This window comes from Kitasatospora sp. NPDC022785 (genome assembly GCF_055561295.1).
On sequence record NZ_JBVHHB010000048.1, the window covers coordinates 16,498 to 27,676 of the forward strand.

The following is an 11,179-nucleotide window of genomic DNA, read 5'->3' on the forward strand; positions in this document are numbered from 1 at the left end:
ACCCCATGAAGAAGCCACTGGAGGGCCGCCAGGTCTGGTTCCTGACCGGCAGCCAAGGGCTCTACGGCGAGGACACGCTGCGCCAGGTCGCCGAGCAGTCCCAGCGGATCGCCGAGGCCCTGGACGGCGACGCCGGCGTACCGGTCGAGATCGTCTGGAAGCCCGTCCTCACCGACGCCGCGGCGATCCGGCGGATCTGCCTCGAAGCCAACTCCGCCGACGACTGCATCGGCCTGATCGCCTGGATGCACACCTTCTCCCCGGCGAAGATGTGGATCGCCGGCCTGGACGCCCTGCAGAAGCCGCTGCTGCACCTGCACACCCAGGCCAATGTCGAACTGCCCTGGCAGACCATCGACATGGACTTCATGAACCTGAACCAGGCCGCCCACGGCGACCGCGAGTTCGGCTACATCCAGTCCCGCCTCGGCGTGCCGCGCAAGACCGTCGCCGGACACGTCAGCGACCCGGCCGTCGCGGCCAGGATCGCCACCTGGGCCCGCGCCGCCGCCGGCCGCGCCGAACTGCGCAGCCTCAAGCTCGCCCGCTTCGGCGACAACATGCGCGACGTCGCCGTCACCGAGGGCGACAAGGTCGAGGCCCAGCTCCGCTTCGGCGTCTCCGTCAACACCTACGGCGTCAACGACCTCGTCGCCGCCGTGGACGCGGCGGAGGACGGCGACGTCACCGCCCTGGTCAAGGAGTACGAGGACGCCTACCGCCTCGCGCCCGAGCTGCGGGCTGGCGGGGAGCGCCACGAGTCGCTGCGCTACGCGGCGCGGATCGAGCTCGGCCTGCGCGGCTTCCTGGAGCAGGGCGGCTTCCGGGCCTTCACCACCAACTTCGAGGACCTCGGCGGGCTGCGCCAACTGCCCGGCCTCGCCGTTCAGCGGCTGATGGCCGACGGGTACGGCTTCGGCGGCGAGGGCGACTGGAAGACCGCCACCCTGCTGCGCACCCTCAAGGCGGCCTCCACCGGACTTGCCGGCGGCACCTCCTTCATGGAGGACTACACCTACCACCTGGAGTTCGGCAGCGAGCTGATCCTCGGCGCCCACATGCTGGAGGTCTGCCCGAGCATCGCGGCCGGCACCCCCTCCTGCGAGATCCACCCGCTCTCCATCGGCGGGCGCGAGGACCCCGTCCGGCTGGTCTTCGACGCCGAACCCGGCCCGGCGGTGGTGGTCGGCCTCGCCGACCTCGGCGACCGCTTCCGGCTCGTCGCCAACGAGGTCGACGTGGTCGAGCCGCCGGCGCCGCTGCCCAACCTGCCCGTGGCCCGCGCCGTCTGGAAGCCCCGCCCGGACCTGCACACCTCCACCGAGGCCTGGCTGACGGCCGGCGCGCCGCACCACACCGTGCTCTCCGGCGCCCTCGGCACCGAGGAGCTCGAGGACCTCGCCGAGATGCTCGGCGTCGAACTGCTGGTGATCGACGACGACACGAACATCCGTCGGTTCACCAAGGAACTGCGCTGGAACCAGGCCTACCACCGCCTGTCCCAGGGGCTGTGAGACCTTGGTCCAGCACCGGCGACGCCCGCCCGCCCGGCGGGCGTCGCCCTGCCCCGCAGCCCCGCGAGCAACGGAGTGATCCCGTGTCGAGTGACGCACTCGTGTCCGAGGGCGAACTGACCGTCTCCCAGGACGCCTTCGCCACCCTGCCCGACGGCCGGTCCGTCACCCGCTGGACCATCGGTTCCCCGGCGGGCGTCACGGCCGAGGTGCTCGACCTCGGCGCCCGCCTCCAGGCCCTCCACGCGCCCGACCGGTACGGGCGGCTGGCGAACGTCGTCCTCGGTTGCGAGGGCGTCGAGGACCTGCTCGGCGAGGCCGCCTACCTCGGCGCCACCGTCGGCCGCTACGCCAACCGGATCGCCGACGGACTGCTGCCGCTCGGCGGCACCACGCACCGGCTGACGACCCAGCCGGGCGGCCACACCCTGCACGGCGGAACGGACGGCTTCGCCACCCGGCTCTGGGACGGCGTCCCGGTCCGGCAGGGCCGGCGGGCCGGTGTGCGACTGCGCCTGCACAGCCCCGACGGGGACCAGGGGTTCCCGGGGGCGCTCACCGCCGAGGTGACGTACCTGCTCGACCCGGCCGGCGCGCTCTGGATCGGCTACCGGGCGACCACGGACGCCCCCACGGTCGTCAACCTCACCAACCACGCCTACCTCAACCTGGCCGGCGAGGGCGGCGGTACGGTGCTCGACCACCGGTTGGGGGTGGAGGCCGCGGGCTACCTGCCGGTGGACGGCGGACTGATTCCGCTCGGCCCGGTCGCGTCCGTCGCCGGCACGCCCTTCGACCTGCGCGAGCCGGCGGTGCTCGGCGAGCGCGTCACCGACCCGGACCCGCAGATCCGCCGGGCCGGCGCCGGCTTCGACCACAACTGGGTGCTGGCCGGGAGCGGCTTCCGGCGGGCCGCGGTGCTCAGCCACCCGGCCAGCGGCCGGCGCGTCGAGTGCCTGACGACGGAACCGGGCCTCCAGGTCTACACCGGCAACCACTTCGACGGCTCGCTGACCGGCCGCTCCGGCCGCCCCTACCGCGCGTACGCCGGCATCGCGCTGGAGACGCAGCACTTCCCGGACTCGCCCAACCGTCCCGAGTACCCCTCCACCGCCCTGCGCCCGGGCGAGGAATTCCGCTCGACGACCGTCTACTGCTTCTCGGTGGAGTAGCGCAGGCGCTCCGCGGAGCGGAGAACGGGGGGCGGTGGGCCGGACGGGGTCCACCGCCCCCTTTTCCCGTGCGTGCTCAGTCCGCGACGAACACCCGTACGCCCCAGACCCCGAGAGGGACCGGCCCGCCGGCGGCCACCGCGCCGCCGTTCAGCACGTCGACCAGCGCGGTGGGGCCGGCACCTCGACGGGACTGACCACGCGTCATGGAGGCGTCGACCTGTGCCTGCCCGTGCGGGCTGACCGCGACTGCCGACGGCCACCTGGCCACCATGCCGCCCTGGGCTACGCCGTACCGCTCGCCGCCACCGCGTACGTCTGGGGCTCCAACAGCTCGGTGGCCAACAATGCGATGCTGCTCGGCGTCGCCTACGAGCCGACCGGTCAACGGCGTTACCGCACGGGCGCGTTGGAGTCCATGGACTACCTGCTCGGTCGCAACGCGCTCGATCTCTCCTACGTCACCGGCCACGGCGTGCGCTACTCCGAGAACCAGCACCACCTGTTCTGGGCGCACCAGAACGACGCCTCCGCCCCGCACCCGCCCCGGCCGGCTCCCTCGCGGGCGGCCCGAACGCGGGGCTGGAGGACCCGGTGGCGAAGGGGTGGAACGACGTCCTGGCCCCCGGTGGCAGCGCGAGCTTCGGCTTCCAGGTCACCTACTCGGGCGCCAATCCGGCTCCGACGCTTTTCACCCTGAACGGAGCGGCCTGCGCCTGAGCGCGTGTCGGCCGCGGACTTCCGCACCGGACCGGACGGACCGGGCCGGTGCGGAAGCCGCCGTGCCCGGGCGGCCTCCGTGGTGACGAGGCGTCGGAGAAGGCGCTCGTGCCCGCGGGACGCTCCCACCGGCCGGTCGCCGGGGAGCGCGGTGCCGTTCCGGCGGGCCCGAAAGTTTCCGGCGTGATTTCCCGTCCTCGCGAGAGAGAGTCCACCCGTCGTGGCCGGCCGCGTCCGGCCACCGCGGCCGTAGCGCCGTTGACCTGGGGATCCGTGCCGCCAGAGCGGTCCTGGGGGCGCCGAATCTTTCGGTGAACATGTCGAATGTATTGACAGTGGATGACGGGCGGGCGCACTGTTCGACCACCTCGTTCCAACCCACCCACCGATGAGAGGAGTTGGCGCATGGACACGCTGGCTCGGATCAGCGACCCGGGCGGCCCCCGGCGGCTCGTCAGGAGCACGTGCGCCGCCGTGCTGGCCCTCGTGGTCGCCCTGGTGCTGCCAGTCACCGCCCGGGCGGACACCGTGGTCACGTCCAACCGGACCGGTACGGACAGCGGCTACTACTACTCGTTCTGGACCGACAGCCCCGGATCGGTCTCCATGAACCTGAGTTCCGGGGGCCGTTACGGCACCCGGTGGAGCAACACCGGCAACTTCGTGGCCGGCAAGGGCTGGGCCACCGGGGGGCGCCGGGCGGTGAACTACTCGGGAAGCTTCAACCCCTCGGGGAACGCCTACCTGTCGCTCTACGGCTGGTCCACCAACCCGCTGGTCGAGTACTACATCGTCGACAACTGGGGGACCTACCGGCCCACCGGCACCTTCAAGGGCGCCGTGACCAGCGACGGCGGCACGTACGACATCTACGAGACCACCAGGTACAACGCCCCCTCGATCGAGGGGATCAAGACCTTCAACCAGTACTGGAGCGTGCGGCAGACGAAGCGGACCGGGGGCACCATCACCACCGGCAACCACTTCGACGCCTGGGCCCGGGCCGGGATGCCGCTCGGCACCATGAACTACATGATCCTGGCGACCGAAAGTTACCGGAGCAGTGGCAGCTCCGACATCACGGTCGACGCCGCCGGCACGGGCGGCGATGGCGCCGGCTGCGCGGCGACGCTGTCGGCCGGTCAGTCGTGGAGCGACCGCTACAACCTCGACGTCGCGGTGAGCGGCGCGAGCAACTGGACGGTGACGATGAACGTGCCGTCGCCGGCCAAGGTCCTGTCGACCTGGAACACCGCCGCGGGTTTCCCGAGTTCGCAGGTCCTGGTGGCCAAGCCCAACGGCAACGGGAACACCTTCGGGGTGACGATCCAGCCGAACGGCACCTGGACCTGGCCCACCGTCACCTGCGCCGCGGCCTGACGCGCCCCGGCTGACCGCCTCCCCCCCGGCACTGCCCCGACTGACCGTCTCCGCGGCCCTGGCCCGGCGGCGGCGTCCGGGGGAGTGCCGGGGGGCCCTCGCGGCCGGGCGCACCGGCACGGCCGGCCCGCCGGTGAGCCGGTTCGCGGTGCGGGTCCCCGTGCCACCGGCCACCCCAGCGGCCGGTGGCGGGGTCGGTTCGGCACCGACGGGCGAACGCCGTGCCGGCCGGCCGGTCCGCAGGCCGCGGAAGAGCCGGCTGTGCCGTTCGCGCCGGCCGAGGGTTCCGGCGGGGTTCGTCCCGCGAGGCCGAGCGGTTAGCATCCGTCCCGTACGGCCGGATCACAGCAGCGGAGTTCGCCCGGCGGGGCGTGCAGGAGGACCTGGTGACAAGAGTGGCGACCCTGGCCGAGATCGCGCAGGAGGCGGGCGTCTCGGCACCGACCGTCTCGAAGGTCCTGAACGGCCGGGCCGACGTCGCCCCGGCCACCCGCGAGCGGGTGGAGAAGCTGCTGCGCCGGCACGGTTACCGCCGGCGGGGCGGCGACAGCCGGACGAGCCCGCTGCTCGACCTGGTCTTCCACGAGTTGGACAGCTCCTGGGCGACGGAGGTGATCCGCGGCGTCGAGAACGTGGCGCGCGAGGAGGGCCTGAGCATCGTGCTGTCCGAGTCCTCCGGCCGGTTCACGCCTGGTCAGTCCTGGGTGGACGGGGTGCTCGCCCGCCGGCCGACCGGTGTCCTGCTGGTGCTGTCCGGCCTGGAGCGCGCGCAGCAGGACCAGCTGACGGGCCGCGGCATCCCCTTCGTGGTGCTGGACCCGGCGGGCGACCCGGGCCGGCAGGTGCCGGCGGTCGGCACCACCAACTGGGACGGCGGCCTGGCGGCCACCCGGCACCTGCTCGACCTCGGTCACCGCCGGATCGGCCTCATCGGCGGGCCGGCCCGGATGATGTGCAGCCGGGCCCGGGCCGACGGGTACCGGGCGGCGCTGGACATGGCGGGAATCGCGTACGACCCGGAGCTGGTCCGCGAGGGGGACTTCCACCACGAGGCGGGCCGTCGGGTCGGGCTCGAACTGCTGGGGCGGCCGGACCGGCCGACGGCGGTGTTCGCGGGAAACGACCTCCAGGCCCTCGGGCTCTACGAGGCCGCTCGCGAGCTGGGGCTGCGCGTCCCCGAGGACCTCAGCGTCGTCGGCTTCGACGATCTGCCGCTGGCCCGCTGGGTCGGTCCGCCGCTGACGACCGTCCGCCAGCCGCTGACCGAGATGGCCGAGGTCGCGGCCCGCCTGGTCATCGACCTCGGACGGGGGGCCAGGCCAGCGGCCCTGCGGGTGGACCTGGCCACCACCCTGGTCGAGCGCAGCAGCACCGCTCCGCCGCGGGAGGCGGCCGGGCCGGTCGGCGACGGGTCGCCGGAGGCAGGGTGACCGCCGGGAGCGCGGGCAGGGCCGGTGCCGGTCGCGGCCCGGGCGGGAGCTTCAGTAGCCGTAGATCATCTTGTAGCCGACCTCCGGCAGGAACTGTCCGGCCGAGGAGCCGCCGCCGACGCCGCAGCTTCCGTCGGACTCCCCGGGGATCTTGATCCAGAGCAGCATCTCGGCACCGCCGCCGCGCTGCGTGGGGGTGCCGATCCGGCGGCCGGCCGGGTTGCACCACTCGCCGTTCGAGCCGTTGCCGTTGCGACTGGTGTCGACCACGAAGGGCTTGGTGTAGCCGAAGGAGCTCAGGGCGGCGTTGACGGCGTTGCCGTAGGAGGTGTTCTGGCCGGTGGCGAAGTAGTTGGAGACGTTCAGCGAGAAGCCGTGGGCTCCGCTGACACCGGCGGCGGCCAACTGCTGCGCCATGGCCGGGGCGGCGATCCAGCCGGGGTTCCCGGCGTCGAGGTAGACCCAGGTGTTGGGGGCCTTGGCCTTGAACTGGGCGATGGCGTTCTTCAGCATGGCGTTGCGCTCCGCGACCTGGGCGGACGTCATGCAGCTCTCGTGGCCGAGGGCGTCGGGTTCCAGGACGACGAGGGCCGGCCGGCTGCCGATGCCGCTCGCGAAGGCCGCGATCCAGCTGTCGTAGGCGGCCCGGCTGCCCGCGCCGCCACCGGACTGGCCGGCGCAGACGTCCCGGTTGGGAATGTTGTAGGCGACCAGGATCGGCAGCTTGTCGGCGGAGTCGGCGCGGCCGACATAGGCGCCGGCGGCCGCGCCGATGTCTCCGCTCCAGTTGCCGAACCAGCGGGCGGCTGGCGTGTTGCCGACGGAGGACCGGATCGCGCCGGCGCGGCCGTCGCCCGGGTTGGCGTCGGCCCAGCGCAGTGCCGAGTTGTCGGGGTCGGTGTAGAAGCCGCTGGTCATGCCGGTGGGGTCGGCGGCATGGGCCGGGCCGGCGTTGACGACGGCGAGGGCGGCGGTGAGGGCACTCGCCAGCAGGGCGGCTGCGGTGCGGACGGAGCTGCGCACGGTTCTTCCTCCGGGGGTGGGGCCGCAGAGTGGAAGCGCTTCCAGTTCTGCCTGTGGGGGCGGGACGCACTGAGGGGATGATCGATCTGGATTGATGGAACGTCAAAAGGTGGAGCACGAAGGCCGCGTGGGCGGAGGACTGGGCGTCAGATCGCGGAAGCGCTCCCGGATCACGTTTCCGCCGCAGGCCGGGAGGCCGGGAGGGCGTGGAATCATGGCGTCGTCCGCCGGTGTGGACCTGCAGCGGCGGCCGGAACCAGCAGTGGACCTTCGGATGAGAACGGGGCTTTGACGGCTGCGTGGGTCTCGGCGGTTTCGAGCCGCTCCCGGGGCCCGGCGGCCGTCGGGAGCGGCTCGCCGGACACCGGGACGGCCCTGGCCAGGGGCGTCCCGGTGCTGATCCGTTCAGGGCCGGCCGGGTGCCACCGTGCTGGAGCGCACCACCAGGGACGTCGACAGTTCGAGGCGGGTCGAGACCGGTGGTGCCTCTCCGGTGCGCAGCGCGAGGACCAGCCGGGTCGCCTGTTCGGCCATGCGGCCACCCGGCGAGGGCGGTGCCGCGGGTGGGGACGCCCCGACCGAACCGGGATCGGGAGCGCCCGGCCGCGGCCGGGCGCTCCCCGTCACCGGTCAGAGGAACCGCCATAGGTGGTCGGAGGTGCCGTTGTCGTCCCACAGGACGGCCTCGGCCCCCTGGGAGACGGAGGCGCCGGCGATGCCGAGGACGCGGCCGCTGACCGCGGACTGGATGCGGAAGGTGTCGCCGCCGCCGTGCCGCAGGCGCCACCGGTGGTCCCCGGCCCCGTCGTCGCTCCACTGGACGATCCTGGAGCCGTTGGCCGTGCCACCGCCCTCGACGGCGAGGACCTTGCCGCTGTGGGAGTTCCTGAGCAGGAGGTCTCCTCCGGAGCCGACCACCGCCGTCCACAGGTGGTCGGCGGTGCCGTTGTCGCCCCACTGGACCGCCCGGGCGCCGTCGGCGGTCGACATCGACGACACGCCGAGCAGGAGTCCGCTGCCCACGTTCTGGATGCGCCGGGTGCCGGTCGGGACGAACCGCCACCGGCTCGTCGCCGAGGCGGTGTCCGGGACCTGCACGGCGAAGGCGCCCTGGGCGGTGGAGGCCCCGGCGACGCCGAGCAGCTTGCCGCTGTTGACGTTCCGCAGGCCGTGGGAGCCGTCGGCCGTCTCGACGACGGTCCACCGGTGGTCGGCGGTGCCGTTGTCCGACCACTGGAGCACCGGGGCGTCGTCGGCGGTGGACATGCTCCGCACCCCCAGGACCTTGCCACTGTTGACGTTGCGCAGCCGCAGCGCGGTGCCGTCGGCCACGAGCTCCCAGTCGTGGTCGGCGGTGCCGCTGTCGCTCCACTGGAGCGCGAGCCCGCCGTCCGCGGTGGACATGTCCTGGATGCCTAGCACGAGCCCGCTGCCCGCGTTGAGCAGGCGGAAGCCGCTGGTCCTACGGGTGTTCCAGTAGACGGAGTAGTTGAAGCCCTGCGCGTCGTGGAACGGGCCGAGGCCGACGGTCGAACCGTTGGCGGTCGCGGTGAAGGCCAGGCCCGTGGTGCCGGTGCGCGAGATCGACGCCGGATCGAGGACCGGGAGGGCGGACAGGGCGGTGCCGCCGTGGTTGCCGCACAGGACGACCGGACCGTAGGTGACCGCGGCGACGTCCGGGTTGTCGTTGGCGGCCCGGAGCACGACCCGCATCGGCAGCTTGACGGTCACCGTGTCCCCGGAGGTCCAGGCGCGCGTGAGGGTGGCGTAACCGCCGGGCGTGGTGGCGATGTTCTGCACCGTGCCGTTGACGCTCACGGTGGCACCGGACGTCCAGGCCGGAATGCGGACGCGCATCGACCAGATGTCGCCGGCGCTGCCGGTGACCGTGAGCGTGGTGGTGTCGTCCGCGGGGTAGGAAGTGCTCTGGGTGACCGTCAGGCCGCGCTCGGGCCAGCTGAGGACGGTGGGCACGAACAGGTTGACGAACAGGGTGGTGCCGTCGCGGAAGTAGACGGAGTCCGCCAGTTTGGTGTTGGACTCCAGGCCGGTGCCCTGGCAGCACCAGAAGGAGTCGTAGTCGGTGCTCCAGGTGCCGCCGCCCCAGGCCGGGCCGACACCGCGGCGGCCACCGGCCTTCAGCGGGGTGAAGTAGGTGACGTGCCCGTGGGGGTCGGCCGGGTTCTGCGCACCGACGACGTGGTTGAGCAGGGCCCGCTCGTAGAAGTCGAAGTACGCGGCCGGTTCGGGGTCCAGCTGCCAGAGTTCACGGGTGAGTTTGAGCATGTTGTACGAGTTGCACAGCTCGCAGGTGTCGTTGGTCAGCTGGGAGGAGATCGCGTCGGGCGCGCGGAAGTGCTCGGCCTGGCTGTTGCCGCCTATGGCGTAGCTGTGCCTCCCGGTGCAGAACCTCCAGGCCCGGGCGGCGATGTCGTGGTAGCGCGCCGTTCCGGTGGCCCGGTACTCGCGGACGGCTCCGATCCACTTGGGGACCTGGGTGTTGGCGTGCAGACCGTTCAGCTGGTCCTGACCGGCGGCCAGCGGGTCGAAGACGGCGGCGTGGTCGAAGCGCTGGGCGACCGTCAGCCAGCGTGGATCGACGGTCTGCAGGTGGAGGTCGGCCAGGACTTCGTTCATGCCGCCGAACTCGGTGTTCAGGAGCGCCTGCATCTGGCCCGGGGTGAGCCGGGCGGTGCGCTGGTCGACCCAGCCGGCCAGGCCCAGCAGGACGTCCCGGGCCTGGGTGCTGCCCAACAGGCGCCAGACATCGAGCAGGCCGGCCATCGTCTTGTGGATGCAGTAGTAGGGGACGTTGCCGTTCTTGAGGGTGCCGGTCTCCAGCTGGGCGAAGTCGTTCTCGGGGAAGCCCGAGAGGTAACCGGGGGAGAACCCCGGGACGGCGTTGTTGGCCTGGCACTTCGCGAGCTCGGCGACCATGAAGGTGGCCTTGTCGCGGCAGGTGGTGTCACCCGTCCCCGCGTACGCCTGGGCCCAAGCGCTGAGGAAGTGTCCTTGCACGTGGGTGCGGAACGGGAAGGAGGGCGCGTCCCAACCACCGTTCGCCGAAGCGGCGTTGGTGGAAAGCCGGTGGTTCGCACGGAAGTTGTAGAGCAGGCGGTCGACGTCGACGAAGCGCAGGTACGCCAGGGTGCGGTCCAGGTTGTCGCGCAACCGGCCGGCGGTGAGCCGGACCTGGCCGAGGTCGAACGGCTGGATCGAGGAGCCGGCGGCTTCGGCGGTTCCGGCCCCGGGGGCCGCGGATGCTTCGGCGGCGGCCGGGGTGAGGGCGAGGCCGATGGTCGGCGCGAGGGCCAGGACGCCGGTGGCCTTGAGCAGGCTGCGGCGGTTCGGGGGAGGGAGCGGCATCGGGGGATCTGGTCCTTCCGGGTGGGGGAGGAGACCGGCGCAGTCCGTTAGCGTTAACAAGACGGGTCGGCGGGTGGTGGGTCGATGGGGGTGGGTCGGCGAGTTCCGGAGGTGCCGTCAGCGGCTGCCGGGGGCGCGAGGAGTGTGAAATCCGACCTTTCGGCAGGTGTCACGTTTATAGCTCCGGGCGCGGGATCCCGTCCAGAGGCGCGCTGACGCAGGCCTGTTGTCCGCGCGGGACGTCTTGACGCCGTCTCTGCGGGTGGTGATAGTGGTGAGTCGCTTGGCCGGGGGGCGACTCACCTCCGTGAGCGTTCCGGCATGCCCGCATCCGCAGCCGCAGATTGTTAGCGTTAACAAACTCCCCTTCCTCCGCCCGCACAGGGAGCTGCAATGACGTATCGTCAGTTGATCCGCCGTGCCCGGAAGACCGTTCTGGGGGCCGCCCTGACGACCGCCCTCACCGCCGGCTTCCTGAGCGCCACGGCCGGGACCTCGCAGGCGGCCACCCAGGGGCCGTGCGACCTCTACCGCGCCGGTGGCACGCCGTGCGTCGCCGCGCACAGCACCACCC

9 protein-coding genes and 2 pseudogenes are annotated in these 11,179 nt (G+C 72.5%); 7 read left to right on the forward strand and 4 right to left on the reverse strand.

The features are described 5' to 3' along the window. Window positions 1-5 precede the first annotated feature (5 nt). Both araA and ACZ3YO_RS39035 read left to right on the forward strand, forming a co-directional pair. Entirely contained in the window at window positions 6-1,514 is a 1,509-nt protein-coding gene (araA, locus tag ACZ3YO_RS39030; RefSeq protein ID WP_465578942.1) for an L-arabinose isomerase, read from the forward strand. A gap of 83 nt (window positions 1,515-1,597) precedes the next feature. After that, complete coding sequence (locus ACZ3YO_RS39035; RefSeq protein ID WP_465578944.1) at window positions 1,598-2,686, forward strand: aldose epimerase family protein; 1,089 nt, start codon at window positions 1,598-1,600, stop codon at window positions 2,684-2,686. Window positions 2,687-2,762: 76 nt separating this feature from the next. Here the strand turns inward: ACZ3YO_RS39035 and ACZ3YO_RS39040 are convergent, their stop codons facing one another. Next, the gene (locus ACZ3YO_RS39040) at window positions 2,763-2,894 is read right to left on the reverse strand and encodes a hypothetical protein (RefSeq protein WP_465578946.1); all 132 of its coding nucleotides are present in this window, start codon (window positions 2,892-2,894) and stop codon (window positions 2,763-2,765) included. A 144-nt stretch (window positions 2,895-3,038) separates the two neighbouring features. Here ACZ3YO_RS39040 and ACZ3YO_RS39045 point away from each other — a divergent pair. From ACZ3YO_RS39045 to ACZ3YO_RS39060, 4 genes and pseudogenes are all read left to right on the forward strand, one after another. Further along, window positions 3,039-3,170: pseudogene (locus tag ACZ3YO_RS39045) on the forward strand (glycoside hydrolase family 9 protein); the annotation flags it as partial. Between the two features lie 110 nt (window positions 3,171-3,280). Beyond that, window positions 3,281-3,406 carry a cellulose binding domain-containing protein gene (locus ACZ3YO_RS39050; protein WP_465578948.1) on the forward strand — a complete coding sequence of 42 codons (126 nt, stop codon included), beginning with the start codon at window positions 3,281-3,283 and terminating at the stop codon, window positions 3,404-3,406. A 405-nt stretch (window positions 3,407-3,811) separates the two neighbouring features. Beyond that, a complete protein-coding gene (locus ACZ3YO_RS39055) occupies window positions 3,812-4,786 on the forward strand; it encodes a glycoside hydrolase family 11 protein (RefSeq protein ID WP_465578950.1) in 975 nt (324 codons plus the stop codon). A gap of 386 nt (window positions 4,787-5,172) precedes the next feature. Next, on the forward strand, window positions 5,173-6,216 hold the full coding sequence (locus ACZ3YO_RS39060; RefSeq protein ID WP_465578953.1) for a LacI family DNA-binding transcriptional regulator: 1,044 nt from the start codon (window positions 5,173-5,175) through the stop codon (window positions 6,214-6,216). A gap of 51 nt (window positions 6,217-6,267) precedes the next feature. On the opposite strand, the gene ACZ3YO_RS39065 is transcribed toward ACZ3YO_RS39060, so the two are convergent. The 3 genes and pseudogenes from ACZ3YO_RS39065 to ACZ3YO_RS39075 all read right to left on the reverse strand — a co-directional run bounded on the left by ACZ3YO_RS39065 (window position 6,268) and on the right by ACZ3YO_RS39075 (window position 10,605). Next, window positions 6,268-7,239 (reverse strand): glycoside hydrolase family 6 protein, encoded by a 972-nt coding sequence (locus ACZ3YO_RS39065; RefSeq protein WP_465578955.1) that lies wholly within the window; start codon window positions 7,237-7,239, stop codon window positions 6,268-6,270. A gap of 405 nt (window positions 7,240-7,644) precedes the next feature. Beyond that, window positions 7,645-7,785: pseudogene (locus ACZ3YO_RS39070) on the reverse strand (LacI family transcriptional regulator); the annotation flags it as partial. Between the two features lie 84 nt (window positions 7,786-7,869). Beyond that, the gene (locus ACZ3YO_RS39075) at window positions 7,870-10,605 is read right to left on the reverse strand and encodes a beta-L-arabinofuranosidase domain-containing protein (protein WP_465578957.1); all 2,736 of its coding nucleotides are present in this window, start codon (window positions 10,603-10,605) and stop codon (window positions 7,870-7,872) included. Between the two features lie 393 nt (window positions 10,606-10,998). Between ACZ3YO_RS39075 and ACZ3YO_RS39080 the strand changes: the two genes are divergently transcribed. Next, a partial coding sequence (locus ACZ3YO_RS39080; RefSeq protein ID WP_465578959.1) for an arabinofuranosidase catalytic domain-containing protein occupies window positions 10,999-11,179 on the forward strand: 181 nt, incomplete at its 3' end.

Coding starts and splice junctions, on each gene's coding strand:
- araA (WP_465578942.1), top strand. CDS start 6: ATGAAGAAGCCACTGGAGGGCCGCCAGGTCTGGTTCCTGACCGGCAGC.
- ACZ3YO_RS39040 (WP_465578946.1), bottom strand. CDS start 2,894: ATGACGCGTGGTCAGTCCCGTCGAGGTGCCGGCCCCACCGCGCTGGTC.
- ACZ3YO_RS39055 (WP_465578950.1), top strand. CDS start 3,812: ATGGACACGCTGGCTCGGATCAGCGACCCGGGCGGCCCCCGGCGGCTC.
- ACZ3YO_RS39075 (WP_465578957.1), bottom strand. CDS start 10,605: ATGCCGCTCCCTCCCCCGAACCGCCGCAGCCTGCTCAAGGCCACCGGC.